The following is a 25,219-nucleotide window of genomic DNA, read 5'->3' on the forward strand; positions in this document are numbered from 1 at the left end:
GTGAAGAAACTGCTTCGCGGCCTGGCCGGCCTGGTCGGTTTCCTCTTGCTCTGGGAGGTCCTCGTCCAGGTCGGCTTGGTCGATCGGACGTTCACCCCGCCGCCCAGCGTCGTGCTGGGCACCGTCGGGGACCTGCTGGGCGACCCCGACTTCATCCGGGACATCGTCGCGACCATGCTGGCCTGGCTGATCGCCATCGCCGTCGCGATCGCGGTCGGCGTCCCCGCCGGGCTGCTGCTGGGCAGCGTCCCGGCGTTGCGCACGGCCACCGCCGCGATCGTGGAGTTCCTCCGGCCGATCCCGATCACCGCGCTGGTTCCCCTGGTGCTGCTGGTGATCGGCTCCGGTCCTGAGGCGAAGATCACCCTCGCCGTCTACGCCTCGCTGTGGCCGATCATGTTCAACACGATCTACGGCATGGGCGAAATCGATCCGGTGCTGATGGAGACCGCCCGCGCGTGCGGGACCAGCCGGTTCCGCATCCTGACGTCGGTCGCGCTGCCGCAGACCGCGCCGTTCGTCTTCACCGGCGTCCGGCTGTCGGCGACGATCTCGCTGATCGCCGTCGTCAGCGTCGAGTTCCTGGCCGGTTCCCAGCTCGGTCTCGGCAGCTTCATCATCGTCGCCAGCACCGGTTCGGCCCGGTTCGACCTGGTCCTGGCCGGCACGGTGGTCGCCGGGGCGCTGGGCTACCTGATCAACGAGGGGCTCGAACAGCTCGGCAAGCGGCTGTTCCGGTGGAGCACGGTGGATCGGGAGGCGATCGCGTGACGGCGGTGACCCTTTCGGGCCGGGTGGGCCGGCGCGCCGCGCGCGGGGCCGCCACGGTCGTGCGCAACTGGCTGCTGTTCGCACTCCTGGTGGTCGTGTGGGAATTCGCCGCCCGGGCCGGCGGCAGCATATTCTTCCCGCCGCCGTCGGAGATCGCGGGCACCGCCGCCAAGCTGTGGTTCACCGGGCCGGCGTCGCACCTGTTCCTCACCGACGCCGTGTTCGACAACGTGTTCCCCAGCCTCGGCCGGACGCTCGGCGGCTGGGCGCTGGCCGCGGTCGTCGGCATCGTCATCGGCGTGCTGCTCGGCCGGTCGGCGACGGCGATGGACTACGTCGGCCCGCTGTTCGCGTTCTTCCGCTCGATCCCGCCGCCCACCCTGATCCCGGTGTTCGGGGTGCTGTTCGGGCTGAGCTCGGGCATGCAGATCGGGTCGATCATCTTCGGCGCGGTGTGGCCGGTGCTGCTCAACACCGTCGACGGCGTCCGCTCGGTCGACCAGGTGAAGGTGGAGACGGCGCGGTCGTTCCGCACGCCCAAGGCGTACTGGCTCGGCATGGTCGTCCTGCCCGCGGCGGCCCCGAAGATCTTCGCCGGGCTGCGGGTGAGCCTGTCGATCTCGCTGCTGCTGATGGTCGTCTCCGAGCTCGTCGGCGCCTACAACGGCATCGGCCGGTCGCTGCTGAACGCCCAGCAGGACTTCGACTTCCCGACCATGTGGTCGTGGCTGGTGCTGCTGGGCATCCTCGGCTACGTCTTCAACACGATCTTCCTGGCCGCGGAACGGCGGGTGCTGGCCTGGCAGCCGGCCCGTCTCGGCCGCGACTGACGCTGGAAAGGCCTCTCCCATGTCCACCATGCTCGAAGTTTCCGGCCTCAGTCACACCTACGGCAGTGGCACAGGAGCGCACACCGCGGTGAACAACCTTTCGTTCACCGTCGAAGCCGGGCAGCTGGCCAGCATCGTCGGCCCGTCGGGCTGCGGGAAGTCGACGCTGCTGCGCTGTATCGCCGGGCTGACCCCGCCGACCGACGGCACGGTCAGCCTGCACGGCGACCGCGTCTCCGGAGTCCCGGACGACCTGGCCGTGGTGTTCCAGGACTACAGCCGTTCGCTGTTCCCCTGGCTTTCGGTGCAGAAGAACGTCGAGTTCCCGTTGCGGTGGCGGCCGATCTCCCGCGCGGAACGCCGGGAACGGGCGGCCGAAGCGCTGTCCCACGTGGGCTTGTCGGACGTCGGTGGCAAGTACCCGTGGCAGCTCTCCGGCGGCATGCAGCAGCGGGTGTCGATCGCCCGCGCGCTGGCCAGCCGCCCGGCGCTGCTGCTGATGGACGAGCCGTTCGCCTCGGTCGACGCCCAGACGCGCTTCGAGCTCGAAGACCTGACCCGGCGCGTGCAGCGCGAGCAGGGCAGCACGGTCCTGGTCGTCACCCACGACATCGACGAGAGCGTGTACCTGTCCGACCGCGTGCTGGTGCTGTCGAAGTCACCGGCGTCGATCGTGGCGGACCTGCCGGTGGGCCTGCCCGCTTCGCGGAACCAGATCACCACGCGCGAGTCGGCGGAGTTCGTGGCCCTGCGCGGCGAAGTGGCGCGGCTGCTGAACGGCGGCACGCCGGCGGAAGCCGCCACGGCCGCGTCCGACGCCGCGGAGTGGGAGCTGGCCGAGCGGACTTCGGACGTCCGGGAGAGCAAGACCCGCAGCTGATCCGCCTGGTGGTCCACAGTGGACATCCACTGTGGACCACCAGCGGCGGTTTGTTCGGTGCTCAGTAAAGCGACTTCGACGACGCGGCCACCCGGACGTGGACCAGCGTCGGGCGCGGGTCGGCCAGCGCCGCCGTGAGGCCGGGGACCAGCTCGGCCGGCTCGGTGATCGTCACGCCGTGGCAGCCCATGCTCTCCGCCAGCGCCGCGAACCCGATGCCGCCCAGTTCGGTGCCCGGCAGCTTCGCGCCGCCGATCGCGTCGCCGAGGATGCGGACCGCCGCGTACTCGGAGTTGTCCAGGATCACGAACGTCACGGGCAGTTCTTCGCGCGCCGCCGTCCAGAGGGCCTGGATGCCGTACATGCTCGAACCGTCGCCGATCACGCCGACGACCGAGCGGTCCGGGCGGGCGAGCGCCGCGCCGACCACGCCGGGGACGCCGTAGCCGAGCGTGCCGCTGGCCATCGTCAGGAAGCCGGTGTCGGTGGCCGTGATCGGCAGGTGGTCGTGCAGGATCCCACGGTGGCTGGGCGCCTCTTCGACGACCAGAGCGTTGTCCGGCAACAGGTCCGCGAGCGTCGAGTAGACGAGTTCGCCGGTCAGCGCGTCGCCGGCCGGTTTCGCGGGACGCTGCCGCGGGGCCGGCGCGGGCCGCGTGCTGCGGTCGACGACGTTGAGCAGCGCGCGGATTCCCAGCTTCGGCGTGGCGCGGACGCCGGTGCCTTCGAAGGCGCGCGCGAGGACCTGCTCGTCGTCGCTGACGATGAACAGCGGCGGCAGCGGAGCTTCCCCGCGCCCACGGTCGACGTGGTAGGTGAAGGCGGGCGCCCCGAGCACGACGACGAGGTCGTACGGCGCGAGCGTGTCGGCGATCGCACCGCGTTCGGGGTCGAGGAACCCTTGGAACAGCGGGTGGTCCTCGGGGAACGAGCAGCGGTAGGACATCGGCGCGACCCACACGGCGGCGTTGAGCCGTTCGGCGAGCGCGACGGTCTCGACGACGGCCCCGTCCTGGTCGACGGCTCCCCCGACGACGATCGCCGGCCGTTCGGCGGCTTCCAGGGCCGTGTTGAGCTCGTCGACGGCCTCGGGATCGGGCGCGAAGCCGCGGATCCGGGGGCGCGAGACGATCGGGCGTTCGGTGGTGACGGCCCAGTCGTCGGCGGGAACGGACACGAAAACCGGACCGGACGGCGCCTGCGTGGCGACGTGGTAGGCCCGCGCCAGCGCGGCCGGGACGTCCTCGGCCGAGGCGGGCTCGATCGACCACTTCACGTACGGCTTCGGGAACTCGGGTGCTTCCATGGCCCCGAGGAAAGGCTCGTGCGGAGTGAGCGACCGGATCTGCTGCCCGGCGACGACGATCATCGGCGTCCGGTTGCGGTAGGCGTTGAAGAGGCTGCCGAGCCCGTGCCCCACCCCGCCGGCGGAGTGCAGGTTGACGAGCACCGCCTGCCGGGTGGCCTGCGCGTAGGCATCGGCCATCGCGACGACGGCGGATTCCTGCAGGCCCAGGACGTAGTCGAAGTCGTCGGGCCAGTCGGTGAGGAACGGCACCTCGGTGGTGCCGGGGTTGCCGAACACCGTGGTGAGGCCGAGTTCGCGGAGGAGTTCGCGGGTGGCGTCCAGCACCGTGCGCTTGATCATGCGAACAGGTTAACGCTTAGCCTTGCGAAGAAAAGCCCCCCAAGCGGCCGAACCGACGGTGAGCGTGCCACCCGAACGGTCCTTGGTGTCCCGGATCTGTGACACCGGCCCGAGCTGCACCTCGACGCAGTTGGTCTGAGCCCCGCTGTAGCTCGATTTACGCCACATCATGCCTCCAGTTCAGCGATCACCCCCTGGATGAACGCCCGCGATTCCTGCTCACCCAGTGCCAGTTCCCGCATCCTCCGAGCGGCGATGCGGTAGTCGGCCACCTCACGATCATCATAAAGGTAGGCACTGCCGCGATAGCCCTCCAAATGGACGATGGACGGCAGGTTCCAGAAGTCCAGGATCGCGAACGGGCCGTACAGCCCGGGATGGAACCCGGCCACGATGGGCACAATCCGAACGCTGACATTCCTCTGCGCGGACATGGACGAGAGGAAGGTGAGTTGCCCGGCCATCGCCGCGGCGGAGCAGCAGCCGCTGCGCAAGGCGGCTTCGCCGACGAAAGCGACCAACTCCAAGGGTTCGGCGCCCTGGAGAAGCTGCTTGCGGCGCAGCCTGATCTGCACCCGGCGCTCGATCTCCTCCGCGGACCGCAAGCTGGGATCCGACACCGCGCGGGCGTAGTCGATGGTCTGCAGGATGCCCGGCACCAGCAGCGGCTCCCAGTTGATCACCGTCGCGGCGGTCCGCTCGTACTCGAGATACGTCGCCAGTTCGGGTGCCGTGCCGGGCTCGACCCAGTTCGGCTCCCGGGCGTTCTCCGCGAGGGCGAGCAAACGCTTCCGCTCGACCGGTTCGACCCTGAGCGCCCCCAGCAGCAGACCGACCTGCTCGATCTTCGGTACTCGCGTCCCGGCCTCCCAATGGGAAAGCTCCTGCGCGCTCACGCCGATCATCCGGCCCAGCTGGCGCAGGCTCAGGTTCCGCGCTTTCCTCGCTGCGCGGACACCGAAACCCAGCGCACGGGACCTCGGTGTCGCTACCAGTGCTGCCATGTGCGCATTCTGTCACCGGGCACCGACAAAACCGGGAAACCGGGGCTGTCGCAAACTCGCGACAGCCCCGGCGTCACACACTCAGCCGATCAGGCCGGACAGCCCGGTGCCCTTGAAGGAACCCCAGCCCGTCACCTGGTCGTATCCCGTCCCCGCAGTGAAACCCGTCGTGCCGTGGAGGGTGTTGTTGCCCGACGTCACGTCGTGGAAACCGGTGCCGTACGACGACCCGTTGCCGATCGAGTAGAACGTCGGGTTCAGGTTGCCCAGGCCACCGCCGTGCACCTGGTTCTGCAGCGCCGCGAAGGCCGCCCACAGCGGGGCCGCGCCCGACGTGCCGCCGACCGTTCCCCAGCTGCCCGCGCTGTAGATGTAGTAACCCGAGGTCGGGGAGGCGTCCGCCGACACGTCCGGCACCTTGCGGTACGTCGTGCTCTGGGAGGACTGCCACGACGGCGCCGTGAACACCGTCGAGATGCCGCCGCCGGTCGAGCCGCCGCTGTTGCCGTCGTTCCAGGTCACTTCGCTGGTGTAGCCGTTGGAGGACGTCACGCTCAGCTTCGTGCCGCCGACGCCCGAGACGTTCGGGCTCGACGCCGGGAAGTCGACGCCCTTCGCCGTCGAACCGGTCTGACGGTAGCAGTCGGTCGTGCCGTCGTCGCCCGCCGCCGCGAAGTAGGAAATACCCTCCGCCGTGCCGGTCGCGATCGCGCTGCTGACGCCCTTCGCCGCGCTCGAACCTTCGGCGGATTCGCAGGCGCCCCAGGAGATCGAGACGACGTTGACCTTCGCGTCGGACGCGATCTTCTGGTACATCGCGAGTTCGCCCGCGCCCGAGTTCGGTGCCTCGTAGACGTAGTCGTTGGCCGCCGCGGCCAGCGCGTGCACGACCTCGATGTCGAGCTCGACCTCGATCTGGCCGTCACCCGGCGACGAGTCGTAGTTCGCGCCGCTGATGCCGACCGTCGTCACCGTGCCCGCGGAAAGGCCGTACGTGCTGTCGTACTTGGTGATGTTGGACTTCTGGTAGCCGTCGAACTCGACGAACCCGACGTTCACACCGCGGCCGGTCGCCGACAGGCCGCTGGTGCCGTAAGCGGTCTTGAGCACCGGCGGGGTGACGGACTTGACGACGTTGGGCTGCGCCAGCGGCTTCGACGCATGCGTCCGCACCGCGTGGTCGTCGAGGCCGATGACCCCGCCCACGACGTCCGAGACGCTCGCCGGCACGGCCGGGACGGCGTCGTTGGCGAAGAAGTCCCGCCCGGAAGCCTGGTCGTGGTAGGTCCCGAGCCCGGTCCGGAACGCCGACTCCAGCTGCGCCGCCGAGCCGGTGAACGTGATCGCCTGCCGGTTGCCGGAAACCTCGATCCCGGACAGCCCCGCTTTCCCGAGAAATGAGACGGCCTTGTCAACGTCGGCCTGGGTCGGGCCGAACCTGGCATTGAACTGCGCCGGGGTCAGAAACCGGTGGTATTGCGGCGAAGCGGGATTTTGCACGTCGGCGAGGAACTTTTCGAGCGCCTGCTGGTTGTGCAGTTTCAGCGAGAGCGCGGCGGTGATCGGCCGGTCGGCCGCGACGTCGCCGGTGCGGGCGCTGTTGATCAGTGGCGCGGCGTTGTCGGCCAGCGTGACCAGGGGTTCCGGCGCGGCGGCGGCCGGGATGGCCACAGCGAGGCCGAGCAACGCCGGCAGCGGCACAGCGGCCGCGACGAGCTTGCGCAAGCGCATGGGGGAATTTCCTCTCGGCGGTGGGGACCGGGCCTGCGCGGAATGCTCGCCGCAGGTTGCCGAGCAGCATAAGAAGACGTGATCACGCCGAGGAACCTACTTTTGGCCGGTCTTCAGCGGATCCCATTTTCATTTTCCGAGAGGTTTACCTTCCCATGGCAAACCGATTATTGTCCGGAATGTCCGACCATTTCGATGCGTTCGATGATCTCCCGGGCGCGCCCGTCGCGCCGGTGGCGGCGGGCCGCGGCCGACAACGTCCGCAGCCGCTGCCGGGTCCGGGGCGAGCGCAGGACGCCGGCCAGCTCGATCGCCTCCCGGCCGGCCTCGGCGGCGACGTCGAGATCACCGTCCAGCGCGTGCACGGTGGCCAGCCAGATCACCGTCAGGGACCGGCTGCGAGCCATCTCCGGGCCGTAGCCGGCGATCGCGTCGACGAGCGCGGGAATGCCCTCGGGGCCGTGCCGGACGTCGACGACCTGGGCGAGTTCCCCGTGCACCGTGCCGACCATCGCCGCCAGGTCGGTGGACCCGAAGAAGGCTGCCCACGGCGACGGTTCCACGCCGGCGGCGTCGGCGAACTCCGTGCGGGCCCGGTAAAGGCACGCCAGCGCGGCGACGACGTCGGCCTTCTTGGCGTGCGCCCACGCCTGGTTGGCCGACAGGATCGCCTGGGCCAGCCGCGAGTGCGCGCGCAACGCCGCCTCGCGGCCCCGTGCGAACTCCGCCAGCGCCGGATCGACCGAGTCGTAGTGCAGCAGCAGCCGCCCGGCGCGGTACCGGATGTTGGCCTGGAGATCGTGGTTGCCCGCTTCGACGGCCAGGTCCATCGCCTGCGCGAACGCCTCCATCGCGGCCTCGGGCCGGTCGGCGTCGAAACTGGTTCAGCCGGCGAGGTTGTACAGGTCGGCGACGGCGGTGCACAGCCGCGGCCGGACCGTCCCGCGCACCGTGCCACCCAGCAGCCCGACGGCGTGGGGCAGCACCTCCGCCACGGCTTCGCCACAGGCACCACCCCCGTAGCGGTAGTCCTGCGCCCGAAGCCGCGCGACGGTGTCCTCGAGCCGTTGCACGTCGGCGAGACCCACGCGTGCGCCGCTGAAGGCGTCCCGCCCGTCACTGCCGGTCATGGCAGCCCTCCGTCCGTAGAGAGCTGCCGATCGGGCAGCTCCGCTCATTCCCCGCCGGGCCAGGCCGGAGCCCGCTCCTTCGAGGGACTGGCACCGGGCAGCACCCCGGTGGCGGTCAGCACCACACCCGTGGCGGTTTCCGCGATCTTGACGACGGCCAGCAGCCCGGTCAGGGCGAGGGAGCCGCCGAGCCCCAGTTTCGCGAAATCGTCTTCGGCGGTTTCGGTTCCGCGTTGACGCGGTATCGCGCCGGTCACGATTCGGCCTTCCGGCTTGCCGCGGAAGCACTCGGGCGATATCCGCGGGGAATCACCCGGCCCCAGGTGGCGGAAATCCACCTGACGGTCGACATCCTGGTTTCCTGCTGGCTGGTCATCGAACGGATTGCGAACCGGATACGCGCGCTCACAGCGCTGCCTCCTGTACATTCCAGACGATTGATGACACCGGGGGCCGGGGTGCCGAATTAGCCGGGGCTCGACAGTGGTCGTCCGCCGACAGCGCCCGACTTCGCCAACGATAACCAGCAGGTGGCGCCGATTCAGCCACCAACCAGGTCAAACCCGTAACCGACTGTGCAGTCGCACGCGCAGCTCCGCGCGCGACTCTGCACGAGACGGCTGCAATTTCACGCGCCGGGTCACGATTGCCGACCGCACGCGAAAACATCGGCGGAAACCGTTTTACTCCGCCGATTCTTCAAGGATTTCGTGTAATCGATCAGGATTTGACGAGGTCGACCCAGGTGCGCACGGTTGCGGCGTCCACGCGCGCCTGCCAGCCGCCGGGCCGCACCGCGCTGCCGACGTGGAATCCCCGCACGCCACCCGCGCGCAGGAGGTGGACCTGCTGGGCGCGCAGGCCGCCGCCGACGAGCAGTTCCGGCCCGCCGTCGCGCTGCGCGAGCCGCTGCAGCACCGAAAGGCCGCTCGCCACGCCGTTCGGGTGACCGGCGGCGAGCACGGTGTCACATCCGAGCGAGGCCAGCTGGTCGTACGCGCGCAACGGATCGCGCGTGCGGTCGATGGCGCGGTGGAACGTCCAGGGCAGGCCGTCGACCTCCTTGATCAGCGTCTCGCAGGCGTCGAGGTCGATCTCGCTGTCGACGGTGAGGAAGCCGAAGACGAACTCGCGCGCACCCGCGTCGATCAGCCGGGCGGTGTCCGCGCGCAGCCCCTCCAGATCGCCGATGGCGAAGGAACCGTTGTCCCGCAGCATGACCCGCACCGGGAGGTCGGTCGCCGAGAGCACGTCACGCAGCGTCTCGAGCGACGGCGTCAGGCCGTCCTGCGCCATGTCCGCAACCAGTTCGAGGCGGTCGGCCCCGCCCGCCTGGGCGCCTTCGGCGTCCGCCGCGTCCAGCGCGATCACTTCCAGCAGGGGCGTCTTCGAGCTCATGCCTCATCCGTTTCACTGGTTCCGGGTGTCGTCTCCCCTCGCGTGCCGCCCTCGCCGGAAGCCGCCTTGCAGGCTCGTCATCCGCTCGCGTACCGCTTCCGGGGAAAGAGAGAGTATCGGCCGCTGTTCCGGCACCGCTCCCGGGCCGGCCGCGGAATCCAGCGGCTGCAGGAACGGCCAGGTGTCCTCCGCGCCGTCCTCCTGCTCCAGTTCGGCCGGGGTAGGCCATTCGTACGCAGGCTCGATCGCGGCGGGCGGCGCGACGGGCGTCAGCCGCGGTTCGGTGTCTTCGTCGTCGGGCGTGCGCACGGGCGCGACGGCCACCGGCGCGGGCGCGGGCGCGGGCGGCGGGGGTGGCGGCGGTGGCGGTGCGGGCGCCGGTGGCGGTGCCGGTGCCGGTGCGGGCGGCGGTTGCGGCTCGCGGATCGGCGGCCGCGTGGTGAGCGCGTGCCGTGGCTGGGGCTCGACCGGGCGCGGCTCTTCGGCGACCGGAAGCGGCTCCGCCGGCTTCCGCGGCTGTTCGGGTGCGGCGGAGGCGTCGAACCAGCGGGACAGGACGTCGCGGTAGGCGGGCATCCGCTCGGTCGGGGCGTCGAGGTCCAGGTGCGCCTCTTCGTCCACGGTCGGCCACTCCGGCGCGTGGTCGCGGGCCACCACCGGGGCCCGGCGCGGCGGGCCGGCCTCGATCGACGGCGGCGACAGCTCTTCCGGCTCCGGCTCGGGTTCGGGCTCCGTCGGCGTGAGCGGGGCGAGCGGCGCCAGCAGCTCCGGTTCCTGGGCGGCGGACGGCTCGGCGGGCGGCGGCGGGGCCGGCATCGGCGGCAGCTCCACGATCAGGGCCGCGGGCACCAGCACGGTCGCGATCAGCCCGGAGTCGGCGCCCGCACTCAGGCTGACGTCGATGTGGTGGCGCGTGGCCAGCGTCGCCACGACGAACAGGCCCATCCGGCGCGACACCTCGACGTCGACGTCCGGCGGGTGCGCGAGCCGCGCGTTGGTGCGGTCGATCTCCGCCTGCGGCATACCGGCGCCGTGGTCGATGATCTCGATCTGCCAGTCGCCGTCGTGGGTTTCGGCGCTCGCCACGGTGACCGTCTCGTCGGCGGAGTAGCGCGTCGCGTTCTCCAGCAGCTCCGAAACGACGTGCACGAGGTCGTTGACGGCCTCGCCGCGGATCGCGACCTGCGGCGCCGGGCCGAGCTCGATCCGCTGGTAGTCCTCGACCTCCGAGAGCGCGGCGCCGATGATCTCGTCGGCCGCCACCGGGCCGGCGTCCTCCCGCGCGGAGTCCTGGCCGGAGAGCACCAGCAGGTTTTCGCTGTTGCGCCGCATCCGCGTCGCGAGGTGGTCGAGCTCGAACAGCCCGGCGAGGGTGTCCGGGTCCTGCTCGTCGGCCTCCATCCGGTCGAGCACCGACAGCTGCCGTTCGACGAGGTCCTGGCTGCGCTGCGAGAGGTTGACGAACATCGCGTTGACGTTCTCGCGCAGCATGGCCTGTTCGCCGGCCAGCCGGACGGCCTCGCCGTGCACCGCGTCGAACGCACGCGCCACCTGGCCGAGCTCTTCGCGGGTGAACACCGGCACGGGCGCGACGGCGAGCCGCTTCCGCAGGTTCTCGGGCGCGGGCTCCGGATCGGTGAGCAGGTTCTGCACGGCCGCGGGCAGCCGGTGCTCGGCCACCTCCAGCGCCGTCCGGCGCAGGATCCGCAAGGGGCGCAACAGGGATCGCGCGATGACCACCGACAGCACCCCCGCGACGAGCAGGACGGCGAGGACGGCACCGCCGTCCCACAACGCGGCCGTGCGGGCTTGCGCCGCCAGGGTGTCCGTGCGTTCCTGCAACTGGACCAGCAGCGCCTGCTGCACCTGGCGGGCGAGGTTCACCGTGTGCGTCGCCGAAGTGTCCCACTGGTTCGGGTCGAGGCCCGAGAGGTTCTGGCCGTTTTCGGTGCGGGTGAGCGCGGATTCGACCAGGTCGTTGCCGATGTCGACGACCAGGCCGATCACCGTGTCGTCGAACATCCGCTGCTGGTCGGGGGTGGCGAAGGTGCGGTAGTCGTTGCGCGCGGCGGCCAGCTCGGCTTCCGCGCCGAGCAGTGCGCGCGTGCGGTCGCGGTTGAGCGTGCCCGCCGCGAGCGCCTCGGCCATCACCGCCCGCTTGACCGACATCTGGTCCTTGATCCGGGCGAGTGCGTTGCCCGCCAGCCGCATCCGGGCGAGCTGCGGGTCGGAGACGTCGGCGGCGGCGGAGTCGCTGATGTCGAGCAGCCCGGAGATCAGCTCGCTGTAGGAGCGCAGCACGGCGTCGGCGGGGAACGCCGAATGCTCCGCGGAAAACCGCAGGCCACCGAGCACGCGCAGCCGGTCCTCGGTCTGCTGCAGGCTTTCCGCGGCGTTCGCGTCGAGCCGCGCCTTGCTTTCGGCGAGGGTCCGCTCGAACCCACCGATGGCCTGGTCGACGCGGTTGCGCTGGGCGGTCAGGTCCGCGGTGTCGCCTTGGCGGTTCTGGGCGACGAACCGGACGGTGAGGTCTCGCTCGCGTTGCAGCTCGTGCAAGGCTTCGGCGATCGTGCTGTCGACGCGGCCACGCGTGGCAAACTCGGCCAGCTGCCGGGCGTCGCGCAGGTCGGAGCTGATCCGCAGGCCGACGAGCGCGATCACGGCCAGGGCGGGGATGAGGAGGACGGCGAAGAGCTTCGTGCCGAGACGCCAGTTCCGCAACCGCCAGCGGCCGCCCGCCGGACGCGGATCCGCCGCGTCGCCGCCCTTGCGGGGACGCTTGTCGCGACGGGTCACCTGGTTTCCTTTTCCGCCGCGGGCGGGAACCCGCGGATCGAACGACACTCGAACCTACTGAACGGTAGCCCGCTCCATGAAGATCCGAAAGCCGCGCTGGCACGATACGGCCCTGCCCGCGATCGTATGGGGCGCGGACCATACGATCCAGCACGAGAACCAGATTCTCGCGGTAGGTGAAGGTTCATGATCAGACGCGGACGGCTGATTCCGCTGGTAGCGGCGCTTCTGGCGACCGCGGGGTGCTCCGTGTTCTCTTCCGGCCCCCCCGCGGCTCCGCCACCGCTGGAGCGGACCACCCTGCGCGTCGGTGTGGGCAACGCCATCGACACGGCCCCGCTGCGGATCGCCGTCGCGGCCGGGAAGTTCGGCTCCGCCGGGCTGAATCTGCAGCTCGTGGAGCTCGGCGCCGACGACGGGCTCGCGAAACTGGCCGCCGGCGACCTCGACGTCACCTTCGCCTCCGACATCGCGATGTTCCGCGCCGCGGCCGGCGGGACGGCGTTGCAGTTGCAGGGCGAGGCCTACACCGCCGGCCCGAACACGATGGCACTGGTGACGCTGCCGGACTCGGACTACACCGTGCCCACGGGCAAGCGGTCGCCGAAGATCGCGGTGAACATGCTCGACGACGTCGGCGCGCTCGTCGCGCGTTCGGTGCTGGTCACCGCGGGCGTGGACCAGGCGAAGATCAAGTTCGTCCCCACCCCGTTCGACCGGATGCCGCAGGCGCTGCAGGCGGGCGACGCCGACGCCGCGCTGATGATCGAGCCGTACATCACCCGCGCCGAGAAGGACCTCGGCGCACACATCCTGGCCGACGGCGCCCGCGGTTCGACGCTCGGCTTCCCGCTGTCGGGCTACGCGGCGGCGAAACCGTTCGCGCAGGCCAACCCCCGGACCCTGGGGGCCTTCCGCACCGCGCTGGGCGCGGCCCAGCAGAGCGCGACGGACCCGGCGATCGTGCGCGACGCGCTGCCGAAGTTCTCCGACATCGACGCGACGACCGCGGCGCTGATCTCGCTCGGCTCGTACCCGGCGTCGCTCAACGGCATCCGGCTCCAGCGCGTCGCCGACCTGATGCACAACTCGGGGCAGCTGGCGAACCGCCTCGACGTCCAGAGCCTGCTGCCCGACCGGACCGGCTACTGAGCGGCTAGATGTTCTCCCCGGTCTTGATCAGGCACACCGTGCGGGACGGCGGGCCGGAGTAGCTGAACACCTCGTCGGCGCCTTCGCACTTGTCGTCGCGGCCGAAGCCGGAGAGGATCTCGACGCGCTCCTGGGCCGCCGGGTCGGTGCAGGAGACCTTGCCGATCGTGCTCTCGTCGTCGACGTCACGCAGGCAGTCACCGGCCTTGACGTTCAGGGCCAGGCAGAGCGTCTGGCCGGTGCCGGAGCCGAGCCGGAACCGCACGTAGTCGCCGGAGGCGCACGCGATGGCCCCGCGGAAGGTGTTCTCGACCTTGTACGTCGCGTTGTTCGCGGTGCAGCCGACGCGGTGGTAGGCGAGCTTGCCTGCCCCCTCGCGCGTCAGGTACAGGCAGTCGCCGTTCGACGGCGGCCCGCTGTGATCGACCCAGTAGATGCCCATCGCACCCAGCGCCCCCAGGCCCAGCGCGGCGACGACGCACGCGACCAGCGTGATCCGCACCTTCGTGGTGAACCAGTGCGGAATCGGCTGCTGCCCTGGTGCGGGCGGCATCGGCGCGGGCGGCGCGTAGCCCGGCGTCCGGAACGGGTTGTCGTCGAACGGCGGTGTGGTCAACGTGCCCTCCAGTGATCCCCTCGGCACCTCGTCCCACCGGCGGACCCGCGAGCGGAGCGGACCGGAGCGAGGCACGTATAACAGTAGTTGTGACTGATGGCCCGCTGATCGTCCAGTCCGACAAGACCGTGCTCCTGGAGGTCGACCACCCCCAGGCCGGTGACGCGCGCGTCGCGATCGCGCCGTTCGCCGAGCTCGAACGGGCGCCGGAGCACGTGCACACCTACCGGATCACGCCGCTGGCGTTGTGGAACGCGCGCGCCGCGGGCCACGACGCCGAGCAGGTCGTCGACGCGCTGACGACGTACTCGCGCTTCCCGGTGCCGCAGCCGCTGCTGATCGACGTCGTCGACGTCATGGGCCGGTTCGGGCGGCTGCAGATCGCCAACCACCCCGCGCACGGGCTCGTGATGTCGACCACCGACCGCGCGGTGCTGACCGAGGTCGTCCGGAACAAGAAGATCAGCCCGATGATCGGCGCCCGGATCGACGAGGACACCGTCATCGTGCACCCGTCCGAGCGCGGGCGGCTGAAGCAGGCGCTGCTGAAGGTCGGCTGGCCGGCCGAGGACCTGGCCGGGTACGTCGACGGCGAAGCCCACCCGATCGCCCTCGACGAGCAGGACTGGCACCTGCGCGACTACCAGCGGATGGCCGCGGAGGCGTTCTGGGCGGGCGGCTCCGGCGTGGTCGTGCTGCCGTGCGGCGCCGGGAAGACGCTGGTCGGCGCGGCGGCGATGGCTCGCGCGCAGGCCACGACGCTGATCCTGGTGACGAATACGGTCGCCGGGCGGCAGTGGAAGCGCGAACTGATCGCGCGGACGTCGCTGACCGAGGAGGAGATCGGCGAGTACTCCGGGGAGAAGAAGGAGATCCGGCCGGTCACCATCGCGACCTACCAGGTGATCACCCGCAAGACCAAGGGCGAGTACCGGCACCTGGAGCTGTTCGACTCCCGCGACTGGGGCCTGGTCGTCTACGACGAGGTCCACCTGCTGCCGGCGCCGGTGTTCCGGATGACGGCGGACCTGCAGTCGCGGCGGCGCCTCGGCCTGACGGCGACGCTGGTGCGCGAGGACGGCCGCGAGGGCGACGTCTTCTCGCTGATCGGCCCGAAGCGCTACGACGTGCCGTGGCGCGACATCGAGGCCCAGGGCTGGATCGCCCCGGCGGAGTGCACCGAGGTCCGCGTGACGCTGACCGACGCGGAGCGGCTCGAGTACGCCACGGCCGAGGCCGACGAGCGGTACAAGCTGGCGGCGACGGCGTTGACGAAGACCCCGGTGATCAAGTCGATCGTGGCCAAGCACGCGGGCGAGCCGACGCTGGTCATCGGCGCGTACCTCGACCAGCTGGAGATGCTCGGCGACGAGCTCGACGCCCCGGTGATCCAGGGCGCGACCCGCAACAAGGAGCGCGAGGAGCTGTTCGACAAGTTCCGCCGCGGCGAGATCAAGACGCTGGTGGTGTCGAAGGTCGCGAACTTCTCGATCGACCTGCCGGAGGCCTCGGTGGCGATCCAGATCTCGGGCACGTTCGGCTCGCGGCAGGAGGAGGCCCAGCGCCTCGGGCGGTTGCTGCGCCCGAAGGGCGACGGGCGGCAAGCGCACTTCTACTCGATCGTCTCGCGCGACACGGTGGACACGGAGTACGCGGCGCACCGGCAGCGGTTCCTCGCGGAGCAGGGGTACGCGTACCACATCGTGGACGCGGACGACCTGCTCCGGCCGCTCTGAGCCCGGTCAGCCGAAGAGCTTCTCGACGTCGTAGTTCGCGATGAGCCGCACCAGGCCGGCCGGCGCTTGCCCGGAGAGGTTGGCCTGGTGCGGGTCGGCGCCATGCCGCCGCAGCAGCTCGATGAGCTCGCCACGGCCGCGGTAGGCGAACACGGCCCGCGGCGAGCAGTGCCCGCGCCTGCGCACCGTCGCCGTCCAGCGCGCAGTAGTGCAGCTCGACCACGTACGTCCCTCTTCTTGCCGGACCCGTTCGGCCGCCGGACTCGTTCGGCCTAGCGAATCGTCACAGGAACAACTTCCGCCACAGGAGTCGCGGACAGGCTTCTGACCTGCACATTCTCCGATTCACTCGAACGGATGAGCGGGCGCGGTACTGGAAATTGTCGGATCCTCGAACTACTGTTCGAGATGCAGTAACCGAACACAAGTTCGAGGGGACGTCCATGACGATCGCACCACTCCGCCCCGGTACGCCCGCGCCGCCGGTCCAGACCCTCCCACCGGGGTCGTGGCACGGCCGGCTGTGGGTGTCCGACCTGCCGCTGACCCGGCCCGAGCGCTACCTCGGCTGCGTGGCCGAGTTCGAGCGGTCCGGGCTGTGGCCGGTGCTGATCCCCCACGACCAGCGCTTCGCGGCGAACGGCGAAGACTGGATCGACGACCGCGGCAGGCTGGCCCCGGCCGGCCACCGGGTGGCCACAGCCGACCCGGCGGCAGCCCTGTCCCGCTGGTGGGACACGTCCTGCTGCAACGGCGCCTGCCTGAGGCCGTTCGGCGCACGGTTCCCGGGGCTGGCCAAGCGCAGCCAGCGCCGGTCCGACCCACTGGCGGAGGCGGGCAACACGGGCTCGATCCTGGCCACCCGAGCCCCCCACCGGCTCGGCCTGGTGCAGACGGAGCGCCCGGCCGACATCCCGGCCCTGTTGGGCTGGACGGGGATGATCAAGTGCACGGATCAGGTGGCGGAGCTGTCGGCGGTGCTGCGCAGCTGGGAGGACAGGTTCGGGGCCACGCTGGTGGTGCTGGGGTTCGACGCGATCGAGCTGTCGGTGGCAGCGCCGCCGCGGAACCAGGCGCGGGCGTTGACGGTGGCGGCGGAGCACCGGGCGTTCAGTTTGCCTACGTTCGCGGGCCAGCCGGGGAATCTGCGTGAATACGCGTCGGGGTTGGTGCAGTCGCGGCACTGGAGGTTTTCCTGGGCGTGAGGGATCGGTCGGGGGCCGGGCTCGGCGGGGCCGGGGCCAGGCGGCGGCCGCGGGCGGGCCGGAGCCGGGTGGCCAGGCGGGCGGGGTGGCCAGGCAGGCGGGGTGGCCAGGCAGGCGGGGCCGGGCGGGCTGGGGGTAGGCCTGGCTCGGCTCGCCGGCCTCAGCCCGCGCCCGACCCGCCTCCGGCAGCACCCTCACCCCGCAGCGCACCCGCGGCAGCATCGGCGCGCCCAAACCCGCGCCGCCGCCCAACTCGGCAGCCCCCGCGCCCCGACACCGCCGTCGGTCCAAGCCGCGGCCGCAATCCCCGCCCCCGACCCGCGGCGATTCGCCCGCCCCCCAACCCCGGTAGTGCTCCAACCCGCCGCAACGCAGCCCACCGAAACCCTCCGACCCGCGCCAACGCCAAAACCCGCTCCCCTCGGAGAGGCCACCGCTTGAGCCGCCACTTCAAAGGCCCGGTCAGACGGGTGTCCGCCAAGTTGGGTCGCCTGTCCCACCCTCCGGTCCGCCCGTCCGGCCGGGGGCGCGTTTGGCCGGCCAAGCGATCGGGAATCACCTCTCGCGGAAACGGAAAGGCGGTGAGGGCGATCGCCGAGATCCGGATCGGTACCTCTGGGTGGCGCTATCCGCCGTGGCGCGGGGTCTTCTACCCACTCAAGCTCGCGCAACGGCGGGAACTCGAATACCTGTCGCGGCGGATGAACGCCGTCGAAATCAACGGCTCCTTCTACTCCCTCCAGCGCCCCGAGCGGTACCGGGCCTGGTTCGAGGAAACCCCGGCCGACTTCCTCTTCGCCGTCAAAGGCGGGCGCTTCATCACCCACATGAAGCAGCTTCGCGACGTCGAGACCGCCCTCGCGAACTTCTACGCCTCCGGGGTCCTCGCCCTCGGTGCGAAGCTGGGCCCCTTCCTCTGGCAGCTACCGCCGAGGCTCGCCTTCGATCCCGATCGGCTCGAGAACTTCTTCGCCCTGCTTCCCCGTACCACCACCGATGCCGCCCAGCTGGCGGCGAAACACGACGACAAACTCAAGGGCACGCCCTACCTCGAGGCCGGCGCGCGGAAACCTCTGCGGCACGCCTTGGAAGTCCGGCACCCCAGCTTCGCCGAGCCCGCCGCCAAAAAGCTCCTCGAAGAACACGGCATCGCGCTCGTCGTCGCCGATACCGCCGGGAAGTGGCCGTTCCTCGAAGACCAGACCGCCGACTTCGCCTACGTCCGGCTGCACGGCGACGAAGAGCTCTACGTCAGCGGCTACTCCGACCAAGCCCTGCGCAAGTGGGCCGCGAAAATCCGGGACTGGCACGACGGCGGGCGGCGTGACGTGCACGTCTACTTCGACAACGACGTCAAAGTCGAGGCTCCCCGGAACGCCGAATGTCTCGCCGACCTGCTCGGGGTTGCCCCCATCACGAGACAGTGAGCGCCGCCGGCTCGGCCGGAAGCGCGCCGTTGCGAATCCCGGCACGGTGGCATGATCGGCCTCGATGAAGGTCTACGCGATCCCCCTGCGCACCCGGTTCCGCGGCATCACCGTCCGTGAGGGCGTGCTGCTGCACGGCCCGGCGGGCTGGGGCGAATTCTGCCCGTTCGCCGACTACTCCGACGCCGAGAGCGTGCCGTGGCTGCGGTCGGCGCTGGAGGCGACCGACGCCGGCTGGCCCGCGCCGGTCCGCGACCGGGTCGAAGTGAACACGACCGTGCCGGTGGTCGGGCCGGAGAAGGCGCACGAGCTGGTCCGCGCGTCCGGCTGCCGGACGGCGAAGGTGAAGGTCGCCGACCCGCGCGTCTCCCTGGCGGACGACTGCGCGCGGGTCGAGGCGGTCCGCGACGCACTCGGCCCGCACGGGGCGATCCGCGTCGACGCGAACATGGCGTGGGACGTCGACACGGCGGTGCGCGCGATCGCGGACCTCGACAAGGCGGCGGGCGGGCTGGAGTACGCGGAGCAGCCGTGCCCGTCGATCGAGGAGCTGGCGGCGGTCCGGCGCCGGGTGGCCGTCCGGATCGCCGCGGACGAGTCGATCCGCCGCGCGGAGGACCCGCTGAAGGTGGCGGTCGCCGGAGCGGCGGACATCGCGGTCCTGAAGGTCGCCCCCCTCGGCGGCGTCCGGCGAGCGCTGGAGGTCGCCGAGGCGTGCGGGCTGCCGTGCGTGGTGTCGTCGGCGGTGGAGACGAGCGTGGGCCTGGCGGCGGGTCTGGCACTGGCGGGCGCGCTGCCCCAGCTGGAATTCGCTTGTGGACTCGGGACGCTTTCGTTGCTGGAAGGGGACGTCTGCGCGGACTCACTGTCTCCTGTGGACGGATATCTGCCGGTTCCGCGGGCCGCACCGGAACCGGCGGCGGCTTTCGCGGCGCCGCCCGAAGTGGCCGCCGCCTGGACAGCCCGCCTCGCGCGGGTGCGCGCGCTCGCCTGACCCCGAGGGCAAGTTCAGGGTCGGCTCCGGGCCCTTCCCGATGTGGGCAGCCGCCCCCGGGAGACACCATTGAGCCATGACGAACAGCGTGTACACCCCCGAAACCAAGCAGCTCCGCCGCAGCCGGAGCGACAAGATGCTCACCGGTGTCTGCGGCGGCTGGGCCACCTACCTCGGCGTCGACGCCAGCGTCCTGCGCATCGGCATGGTCGCCGCCGTGTTCCTCTCGGTCGGGATCGCCATCCCGATCTACGTCGCCGCCGCCATTCTGACGCCGGAAGAGGACTCCTGAACCCGGGCGGGCGCCGGCTCGCAGGGGGAGCCGGCGCCCGCCGGAGGCCGGGGGTGCACGAAACGAACGGCCCGGACGCCAGGGGACGTCCGGGCCGTTCGGCCGTGCCCGTTGGGCCGGGTGGCCCAAAACCCCGGCGCGAATCCCGTTCGAGGGGTTAGGGTTCGCGCTCGTGGATCACGGAAACACCGCCCCCAAGGTCGTCGTCGGGATCTTGGGGGGTTTGTACCTGATCGCGGGGCTGGGGTTGACTGCTTTCGCCGCCTACACCGTGCTGGCCTCGGGTCACACCGGCGGCGTCACGGCCGCCAAGTCGGTGCTCTACACCGCCGCGGGGCTGGCGATCTGGGTCATGCTCACCGGGATCGGCGCGATCGTCGTCGGACTGGAAGCGGACAAGAAGAGCACCGCCTGGCTCGGGGGCCTCGGCGTGCTCTCACTCGGCGTCGTGATCGTCGGCGCCTACGCGGTCTGGTTCTTCACCAGGCCATAAGAAAAGCCCGGCCCGCCGAAGCGGACCGGGCTTCCCGGGAAAGCGCGTGGATCAGAAGTCCATGCCACCCATGCCACCGGACGGGTCGGCGGGAGCGGCCGAAGCCTTCTCCGGCTTGTCCGCCACGACGGCCTCGGTGGTCAGGAACAGCGCCGCGATGGACGCGGCGTTCTGCAGCGCGGAGCGGGTGACCTTCGTCGGGTCCGGCACGCCGGCGGCGAGCAGGTCCTCGTAGACACCCGTGGCGGCGTTGAGGCCGTGACCCTGCGGCAGGCCCTTGACCTTCTCCACCACGACGCCGCCCTCGAGGCCGGCGTTGATCGCGATCTGCTTGAGCGGGGCCTCGACGGCCACCTTGACGATGTTGGCGCCAGTGGCCTCGTCGCCCTCGAGCTTCAGGCCCGCGAACGCGGCCTCGGCGGCCTGGATCAGGGCCACGCCACCACCGGCGACGATGCCCTCTTCCACGGCGGCCTTCGCGTTGCGCACCGCGTCCTCGATGCGGTGCTTGCGCTCCTTGAGCTCGACCTCGGTCGCGGCGCCGGCCTTGATGACGGCCACGCCGCCGGCCAGCTTCGCGAGCCGCTCCTGCAGCTTCTCGCGGTCGTAGTCCGAGTCCGAGTTCTCGATCTCGGCGCGGATCTGGTTGACGCGACCCTGGATCTGGTCGGCGTCGCCCGCACCCTCGACGATGGTCGTCTCGTCCTTGGTGATGACGGCCTTGCGGGCCTTGCCCAGCAGGGACAGGTCCGCGTTCTCCAGCTTGAGGCCGACGTCCTCGGAGATGACCTGGCCACCGGTCAGGATCGCGATGTCCTGCAGGATCGCCTTGCGGCGGTCACCGAAGCCCGGCGCCTTGACGGCGACGGACTTGAAGGTGCCGCGCATCTTGTTGACGATGAGGGTGGCCAGGGCCTCGCCCTCGACGTCCTCGGCGATGATCAGCAGCGGCTTGCCGGACTGGATGACCTTCTCCAGCAGCGGCAGCACGTCCTTGACGGTGGAGATCTTGGAGCCGAAGAGGAGGATGTACGGGTCCTCGAGCTCGGCTTCCTGACGCTCCGGGTCGGTCACGAAGTAACCGGAGATGTAGCCCTTGTCGAAGCGCATGCCCTCGGTGAGCTCGAGCTCGAGACCGAAGGTGTTGCTCTCCTCGACGGTGACGACGCCTTCCTTGCCGACCTTGTCCAGCGCCTCGGCGATCAGCTCGCCGATGGTGCGGTCAGCGGCCGAGATCGAGGCGGTAGCAGCGATCTGCTCCTTGGTCTCGATCTGGACGGCGGCCTTGTGCAGCTGCTCGGTGATGGCCTCGACGGCCGCCTCGATGCCGCGCTTCAGGCTGATGGGGTCAGCGCCGGCCGCGACGTTGCGCAGGCCTTCCTTGACCAGGGCCTGGGCGAGCACGGTGGCGGTGGTGGTGCCGTCACCCGCGACGTCGTCGGTCTTCTTGGCAACTTCCTTGACGAGCTCGGCCCCGATCTTCTCCCACGGGTCTTCGAGCTCGATCTCCTTGGCGATGGAGACGCCGTCGTTGGTGATGGTCGGCGCGCCCCACTTCTTTTCGAGCACGACGTTCCGGCCCCGCGGGCCGAGGGTCACCTTGACGGCTTCGGCGAGGATGTTCAAGCCACGCTCGAGACCGCGGCGGGCGTCCTCGTCGAACGCGATCAGTTTGGCCATTGCGGTGTGGTCCTCCGGTATTGGGCGCCACCGCCGCGCTGTATCTCGTGCAGCGGCGGCAGCAGGACTCTTTCCTCGGCCAGGCTCGGTGCCCGCGACGGACGACTGGACCCGGGTGGGGGTCAGCCTCACCGTCCCGACCTTTGGCACTCGACGGCGTCGAGTGCCAGGTTCGTGTTTAGCACTCTGACGGGGAGAGTGCAAGAAGACCTGCTCAGCGCCGCTCGATCAGGAGCTCGGCTTGATGCTGATCGACGTCGGGGGCGCGTGGAGCGACGAAGGCGCGCCGCTCTGGGAGCCGCCCGGGCCGACCGGGATCTCCGGGGCCGTGGTCTGGCTGCCGCCGCCACCGCTGCCGCCGTCGCTGAAGAGGAAGATCGCGCCCACCACCAGGCCGGCCACCACGACGAGGCCGAGCACGAGGAAGATCCACTTCTTGCCGCCGCTCTTCGGCTGGTGGAACGCATCCGCGCTGCCGGCGGGCATGGGCGGGCGCAGCCGCATCGGGTCGCCGGGCGGGCCGTAGCCGGGCGGCGGGCCCTGCGGGTGCCTGCCCTGGTGCGGCGGCGGGTAGCCGTACCCCGGGGGCGGGCCCTGCGGCGGCATCCCGGGCGGCGGGCCTTGTTGCTGGGGGTAGCCGTAACCGGGCGGCGGACCCTGCGGCGGCGGCCCGGGCGGCCCCTGCGGGCCGGGCCCCTGGCCGAAGCCGGGCTGCTGCTGTCCTCCGTACGGGTGCACGGGGGCCCCCTCTCCCGGCGGCGCGCTGTTCTGGTGCGGCCCCTGTTGTACCTGACCAGGGCGCTGCGGCGCGGGGATTCCGCCCGAATGGGAGCCGGGCGGCCCCGGCGGGGTGTCCGACGCCGCCAGCGGGCCGAGCGCGCGGCGCGCGGCCGCGACCATCTCGACGCAGCTGGCGTAGCGGTCGGCCGGGTTCTTGGCCATGCCGCGCCGGATCACCTCGTCGATCGACGGCGGCAACCCGACGGCGCGGGAGATCGCCGGCGGCTCGCCGTTGAGGTGTCCCTTGATCACCGTCGGCACGTCGCCCTTGAACGGCGGGCTGCCGGTGAGGCAGGCGTAGAGGACGCACGTCAGCGCGTACTGGTCGGTGCGCCCGTCCAGCGGCTCCCCGCGCAGGTGCTCGGGGGCCGCGTACGTGGGCGAGCCGAGGAAGTCGCCACCGCGCGTCCGGTGCCCGGTCGCGCCGCGCCGGGTCAGCCCGAAGTCGGCGACGTACACGTGCTCGCGCGAGGTCTCCTTCTTCGTCACGAGCACGTTCGCCGGCTTGACGTCGAGGTGGACCAGACCACGGTTGTGCAGGGTGTCGAGCGCGTCCGCGACCTGGTCGAGCATCGTCAGGGCGCGCGAAGGGGCGATCGGACCGCCGGAGATCAAGCCGGCGAGATCACCGCCGTCGACCATCCGCATGGCGATGTAGAGCATGCCGTCGAGCTCGCCGAAGTCGTACAGCGGCACGACGTTGGCGTGGTCGATCGCCGAGGTGTTGCGCGCCTCGTCGACGAACCGCTCGCGGAACTCGGCGTCGGCCCCGAGGTGGTCACCGATGATCTTCAGGGCCACCTTGCGGCCGAGCCGCACATCCGTGGCCTTGTAGGTCACACTCATGCCGCCCTTGCCGAGCACGCCGTCGATGCGGTAGTTGCCCAGCCGGCGACCGGTGAGGTCCCCCGACACATCGCCTGTCACGCCCGCAGCCTAACGCCCCTGGTTCGGCGCCTGCCGGGGGTTCACCGATCAAGCGAGGACCCTGCTACGAAACCTTCCGCACGTCAGCTGCCTGGCTACGACCGTCGCGGCCGGACTGCACTTCGAACTCGACGCGATCGCCTTCGTCCAGAGTGCGGAATCCTTCGGACTGGATGGCCGAATAGTGGACGAACACGTCCGGCCCCTCCGTGGATTCGATGAACCCGTAGCCCTTTTCCGAGTTGAACCATTTGACGGTGCCGACAGCCACGGCGCCCTCCCTCAGCACAAAGGATCCGCTGGCCCGAGCGGATGCCAGCGGCGGAGTGCCAATCACGCTACCGGAATTATTCCCCTCGGCAATGGGCAATTCGTCCGAAGATCACGAACCCGAAAGGCGTCGGTTCCGCGCGTGCACGAGCACCGTCCCGGGACCCGCGAAGTCGATCGCGAGCCCTTCGCCGGTGCGCAGCGACTGCGGGCCGCCCGGATCGAGGGCCCGCAACCGGCACTGGACGGAGTCCGGGTAGGCCAGCAGGTAGTCCGGGCGGACCGTGACCAGCTCGCCTTGGCCGAGTTCGAACGCGTCGACCGGGCCCGGCGCGGCCAGCACGAGCGGCCCGGTCCCGCTGTAGTGCTCGAGGAATCCCGAATCGGCGCCGAAAAGCTGCTGCAGCGGCACCCAGCCCGTGTCGTGCCGGACCGACGAAGGTCGCACCAGCACCGCGTCGCGGTGCACCGACCAGCCCGTGCCGCCGCCCACGTCGAGCGGGTAGACGTCGCCGGGGCGCAGCGGCGCGAAGTCGATCCAGCCGCCGTCGGACGGCGCGGTGTAGACGACCGTCGTGCTCTTGCCCGCGCGGACACCGCCGCGGCCCGCCGGCGTCTCGGTGACCCCGAACCGGCTGGCGAGCAGGGTTTCCGGCGCGGCCCGCACGGCCTCGCCCGGGTCGAGCAGGACGCGGGCGACGCCGAACGCGGGCGTGTGCCGGGTCTGGACGCGCATCAGCGTGACGGGACGTGGGAGACGATCCAGCCGACCAGCGCGGACGGGTTGCGCGTCTGCGTCATGATCTGGCCGGGTCCGACGAAGTCGAACACGAGGCCCTCGCCGCTCTTCATCGACTGGATGATGCCCTGCGCGACCTTCCGGATCTGGTACTGCACAGTGTCGGCGTACGCGACGACGTGCCCGGTGTCGATGGTCACCATCTCGCCCTGCTGCAGCGTGATGGTCTCGACCGCGCCGTAGCAGCTGACGAGCAGCTGGCCCTGGCCGGTGGCGTGGGTCAGGAAGCCGCCCTCGCCGCCCATCAGGTTCTTCATCCCGCCCCACTTGGTTTCGGTCTGCACGCCGTGCGACGACGCGAGCCAGCAGCCGCGGGTGACGGCCCAGCCGGTGCGGCCGTCGAGGGTGATCACCTGGATGTCGCCGGGCAGGTTGGCGGCGACGTCGACCCAGCCGCCGTTCGGCGGCGCGGTGAAGGTGGAGATGAAGAAGGACTCGCCGGAGAGGAACGCGCGGCCGAGGCCCTTCATGATCCCGCCCTGCGCCTGCGACTGCACCTGCACGCCGTAGCTGGTGGCCATCATCGCGCCGGACTCGACCTGGCACGGCTCGCCCGGCGCCAGCATCAGCCGGGCGACGGCGAACGAAGGCTGTTGACGGATTCCGACCTGCATGCGTACTCCCCATCGGCGTGCTCGTGACGGGGCAGAGTCTTGCACG

General features: G+C 70.8%; 26 protein-coding genes. 10 read left to right on the plus strand and 16 right to left on the minus strand.

The features are described 5' to 3' along the window. The 3 genes from ISP_RS44065 to ISP_RS44075 are packed head-to-tail and all read left to right on the plus strand — an operon-like array spanning position 1 to position 2,481. Complete coding sequence (locus ISP_RS44065; RefSeq protein ID WP_013230259.1) at positions 1–771, plus strand: ABC transporter permease; 771 nt, start codon at positions 1–3, stop codon at positions 769–771. Next, positions 768–1,601 carry an ABC transporter permease gene (locus tag ISP_RS44070; protein ID WP_013230260.1) on the plus strand — a complete coding sequence of 278 codons (834 nt, stop codon included), beginning with the start codon at positions 768–770 and terminating at the stop codon, positions 1,599–1,601. Before ISP_RS44065 ends, ISP_RS44070 begins: the two co-directional genes overlap by 4 nt. Before the next feature lie 19 nt (positions 1,602–1,620). Beyond that, the gene (locus ISP_RS44075) at positions 1,621–2,481 is read left to right on the plus strand and encodes an ABC transporter ATP-binding protein (protein WP_013230261.1); all 861 of its coding nucleotides are present in this window, start codon (positions 1,621–1,623) and stop codon (positions 2,479–2,481) included. 61 nt (positions 2,482–2,542) lie between these two features. On the opposite strand, the gene mdlC is transcribed toward ISP_RS44075, so the two are convergent. The 9 genes from mdlC to ISP_RS44120 form a co-directional block, all read right to left on the minus strand. Continuing rightward, positions 2,543–4,129 (minus strand): benzoylformate decarboxylase, encoded by a 1,587-nt coding sequence (gene mdlC / locus ISP_RS44080; protein WP_013230262.1) that lies wholly within the window; start codon positions 4,127–4,129, stop codon positions 2,543–2,545. 9 nt (positions 4,130–4,138) lie between these two features. Further along, the gene (locus ISP_RS44085; protein WP_014467793.1) at positions 4,139–4,300 is read right to left on the minus strand and encodes a DUF397 domain-containing protein; all 162 of its coding nucleotides are present in this window, start codon (positions 4,298–4,300) and stop codon (positions 4,139–4,141) included. After that, positions 4,297–5,133 (minus strand): helix-turn-helix domain-containing protein, encoded by an 837-nt coding sequence (locus tag ISP_RS44090; RefSeq protein WP_071831667.1) that lies wholly within the window; start codon positions 5,131–5,133, stop codon positions 4,297–4,299. The genes ISP_RS44085 and ISP_RS44090 overlap by 4 nt, the downstream gene beginning before the upstream one ends. Positions 5,134–5,214: 81 nt before the next feature. Next, positions 5,215–6,864 carry a S53 family peptidase gene (locus ISP_RS44095; RefSeq protein ID WP_013230264.1) on the minus strand — a complete coding sequence of 550 codons (1,650 nt, stop codon included), beginning with the start codon at positions 6,862–6,864 and terminating at the stop codon, positions 5,215–5,217. A gap of 167 nt (positions 6,865–7,031) precedes the next feature. Beyond that, positions 7,032–7,715 (minus strand): hypothetical protein, encoded by a 684-nt coding sequence (locus ISP_RS44100; RefSeq protein ID WP_013230265.1) that lies wholly within the window; start codon positions 7,713–7,715, stop codon positions 7,032–7,034. A gap of 33 nt (positions 7,716–7,748) precedes the next feature. Further along, the gene (locus ISP_RS44105; protein WP_013230266.1) at positions 7,749–7,994 is read right to left on the minus strand and encodes a hypothetical protein; all 246 of its coding nucleotides are present in this window, start codon (positions 7,992–7,994) and stop codon (positions 7,749–7,751) included. 44 nt (positions 7,995–8,038) lie between these two features. Beyond that, a complete protein-coding gene (locus ISP_RS44110; protein ID WP_230468626.1) occupies positions 8,039–8,422 on the minus strand; it encodes a hypothetical protein in 384 nt (127 codons plus the stop codon). A 292-nt stretch (positions 8,423–8,714) separates the two neighbouring features. Further along, a complete protein-coding gene (locus ISP_RS44115) occupies positions 8,715–9,392 on the minus strand; it encodes a copper homeostasis protein CutC (protein ID WP_013230268.1) in 678 nt (225 codons plus the stop codon). A 12-nt stretch (positions 9,393–9,404) separates the two neighbouring features. After that, the gene (locus tag ISP_RS44120) at positions 9,405–12,188 is read right to left on the minus strand and encodes a sensor histidine kinase (RefSeq protein WP_014467795.1); all 2,784 of its coding nucleotides are present in this window, start codon (positions 12,186–12,188) and stop codon (positions 9,405–9,407) included. Between the two features lie 186 nt (positions 12,189–12,374). Here ISP_RS44120 and ISP_RS44125 point away from each other — a divergent pair, with 186 nt between their 5' ends. Beyond that, complete coding sequence (locus ISP_RS44125) at positions 12,375–13,340, plus strand: ABC transporter substrate-binding protein (RefSeq protein WP_013230270.1); 966 nt, start codon at positions 12,375–12,377, stop codon at positions 13,338–13,340. 4 nt (positions 13,341–13,344) lie between these two features. On the opposite strand, the gene ISP_RS44130 is transcribed toward ISP_RS44125, so the two are convergent. Further along, positions 13,345–13,956, minus strand: a complete 612-nt coding sequence (locus ISP_RS44130; protein WP_013230271.1) for an LppU/SCO3897 family protein — start codon at positions 13,954–13,956, stop codon at positions 13,345–13,347. Between the two features lie 89 nt (positions 13,957–14,045). Between ISP_RS44130 and ISP_RS44135 the strand changes: the two genes are divergently transcribed. Beyond that, positions 14,046–15,692, plus strand: a complete 1,647-nt coding sequence (locus ISP_RS44135) for a DNA repair helicase XPB (protein WP_013230272.1) — start codon at positions 14,046–14,048, stop codon at positions 15,690–15,692. A gap of 6 nt (positions 15,693–15,698) precedes the next feature. Here the strand turns inward: ISP_RS44135 and ISP_RS44140 are convergent, their stop codons facing one another. Beyond that, positions 15,699–15,878 (minus strand): hypothetical protein, encoded by a 180-nt coding sequence (locus tag ISP_RS44140; RefSeq protein ID WP_013230273.1) that lies wholly within the window; start codon positions 15,876–15,878, stop codon positions 15,699–15,701. A 257-nt stretch (positions 15,879–16,135) separates the two neighbouring features. Here ISP_RS44140 and ISP_RS44145 point away from each other — a divergent pair, with 257 nt between their 5' ends. The 5 genes from ISP_RS44145 to ISP_RS44165 all read left to right on the plus strand — a co-directional run bounded on the left by ISP_RS44145 (position 16,136) and on the right by ISP_RS44165 (position 20,103). Next, on the plus strand, positions 16,136–16,897 hold the full coding sequence (locus ISP_RS44145) for a DUF4253 domain-containing protein (RefSeq protein ID WP_013230274.1): 762 nt from the start codon (positions 16,136–16,138) through the stop codon (positions 16,895–16,897). Between the two features lie 581 nt (positions 16,898–17,478). Next, positions 17,479–18,324, plus strand: coding sequence for a DUF72 domain-containing protein (locus ISP_RS44150; RefSeq protein WP_013230275.1), 846 nt, complete (start codon positions 17,479–17,481; stop codon positions 18,322–18,324). Between the two features lie 64 nt (positions 18,325–18,388). Continuing rightward, a complete protein-coding gene (locus tag ISP_RS44155; RefSeq protein ID WP_013230276.1) occupies positions 18,389–19,318 on the plus strand; it encodes an o-succinylbenzoate synthase in 930 nt (309 codons plus the stop codon). A 76-nt stretch (positions 19,319–19,394) separates the two neighbouring features. After that, a complete protein-coding gene (locus ISP_RS44160; RefSeq protein ID WP_013230277.1) occupies positions 19,395–19,610 on the plus strand; it encodes a PspC domain-containing protein in 216 nt (71 codons plus the stop codon). A gap of 172 nt (positions 19,611–19,782) precedes the next feature. Next, positions 19,783–20,103, plus strand: coding sequence for a hypothetical protein (locus tag ISP_RS44165; protein WP_013230278.1), 321 nt, complete (start codon positions 19,783–19,785; stop codon positions 20,101–20,103). Between the two features lie 51 nt (positions 20,104–20,154). On the opposite strand, the gene groL is transcribed toward ISP_RS44165, so the two are convergent. The 5 genes from groL to ISP_RS44190 form a co-directional block, all read right to left on the minus strand. Beyond that, a complete protein-coding gene (gene groL / locus ISP_RS44170) occupies positions 20,155–21,783 on the minus strand; it encodes a chaperonin GroEL (RefSeq protein ID WP_013230279.1) in 1,629 nt (542 codons plus the stop codon). A 228-nt stretch (positions 21,784–22,011) separates the two neighbouring features. Further along, the gene (locus tag ISP_RS44175) at positions 22,012–23,490 is read right to left on the minus strand and encodes a serine/threonine-protein kinase (protein ID WP_176742175.1); all 1,479 of its coding nucleotides are present in this window, start codon (positions 23,488–23,490) and stop codon (positions 22,012–22,014) included. Positions 23,491–23,554: 64 nt separating this feature from the next. Then, positions 23,555–23,761, minus strand: a complete 207-nt coding sequence (locus ISP_RS44180) for a cold-shock protein (RefSeq protein ID WP_003085446.1) — start codon at positions 23,759–23,761, stop codon at positions 23,555–23,557. A 111-nt stretch (positions 23,762–23,872) separates the two neighbouring features. Then, positions 23,873–24,496 (minus strand): AIM24 family protein, encoded by a 624-nt coding sequence (locus ISP_RS44185; RefSeq protein WP_013230281.1) that lies wholly within the window; start codon positions 24,494–24,496, stop codon positions 23,873–23,875. Next, positions 24,496–25,173 carry a TIGR00266 family protein gene (locus tag ISP_RS44190; RefSeq protein ID WP_013230282.1) on the minus strand — a complete coding sequence of 226 codons (678 nt, stop codon included), beginning with the start codon at positions 25,171–25,173 and terminating at the stop codon, positions 24,496–24,498. The genes ISP_RS44185 and ISP_RS44190 overlap by 1 nt, the downstream gene beginning before the upstream one ends. Positions 25,174–25,219 lie beyond the last annotated feature (46 nt).

It is taken from the genome of Amycolatopsis mediterranei, assembly GCF_026017845.1.
GTDB lineage: Bacteria > Actinomycetota > Actinomycetes > Mycobacteriales > Pseudonocardiaceae > Amycolatopsis > Amycolatopsis mediterranei.

What these genes read in the sequence shown, in the direction of transcription:
- ISP_RS44185 (WP_013230281.1), bottom strand. Translation starts at nt 24,496, where the DNA reads ATGCGCGTCCAGACCCGGCACACGCCCGCGTTCGGCGTCGCCCGCGTC.
- ISP_RS44110 (WP_230468626.1), bottom strand. Translation starts at nt 8,422, where the DNA reads ATGTACAGGAGGCAGCGCTGTGAGCGCGCGTATCCGGTTCGCAATCCG.
- ISP_RS44100 (WP_013230265.1), bottom strand. Translation starts at nt 7,715, where the DNA reads ATGGAGGCGTTCGCGCAGGCGATGGACCTGGCCGTCGAAGCGGGCAAC.
- ISP_RS44095 (WP_013230264.1), bottom strand. Translation starts at nt 6,864, where the DNA reads ATGCGCTTGCGCAAGCTCGTCGCGGCCGCTGTGCCGCTGCCGGCGTTG.
- ISP_RS44145 (WP_013230274.1), top strand. Translation starts at nt 16,136, where the DNA reads ATGACGATCGCACCACTCCGCCCCGGTACGCCCGCGCCGCCGGTCCAG.
- ISP_RS44190 (WP_013230282.1), bottom strand. Translation starts at nt 25,173, where the DNA reads ATGCAGGTCGGAATCCGTCAACAGCCTTCGTTCGCCGTCGCCCGGCTG.
- ISP_RS44090 (WP_071831667.1), bottom strand. Translation starts at nt 5,133, where the DNA reads ATGGCAGCACTGGTAGCGACACCGAGGTCCCGTGCGCTGGGTTTCGGT.
- groL (WP_013230279.1), bottom strand. Translation starts at nt 21,783, where the DNA reads ATGGCCAAACTGATCGCGTTCGACGAGGACGCCCGCCGCGGTCTCGAG.
- ISP_RS44115 (WP_013230268.1), bottom strand. Translation starts at nt 9,392, where the DNA reads ATGAGCTCGAAGACGCCCCTGCTGGAAGTGATCGCGCTGGACGCGGCG.
- ISP_RS44105 (WP_013230266.1), bottom strand. Translation starts at nt 7,994, where the DNA reads ATGACCGGCAGTGACGGGCGGGACGCCTTCAGCGGCGCACGCGTGGGT.
- ISP_RS44160 (WP_013230277.1), top strand. Translation starts at nt 19,395, where the DNA reads ATGACGAACAGCGTGTACACCCCCGAAACCAAGCAGCTCCGCCGCAGC.
- ISP_RS44085 (WP_014467793.1), bottom strand. Translation starts at nt 4,300, where the DNA reads ATGATGTGGCGTAAATCGAGCTACAGCGGGGCTCAGACCAACTGCGTC.
- ISP_RS44075 (WP_013230261.1), top strand. Translation starts at nt 1,621, where the DNA reads ATGTCCACCATGCTCGAAGTTTCCGGCCTCAGTCACACCTACGGCAGT.
- ISP_RS44125 (WP_013230270.1), top strand. Translation starts at nt 12,375, where the DNA reads ATGATCAGACGCGGACGGCTGATTCCGCTGGTAGCGGCGCTTCTGGCG.
- mdlC (WP_013230262.1), bottom strand. Translation starts at nt 4,129, where the DNA reads ATGATCAAGCGCACGGTGCTGGACGCCACCCGCGAACTCCTCCGCGAA.
- ISP_RS44155 (WP_013230276.1), top strand. Translation starts at nt 18,389, where the DNA reads ATGAAGGTCTACGCGATCCCCCTGCGCACCCGGTTCCGCGGCATCACC.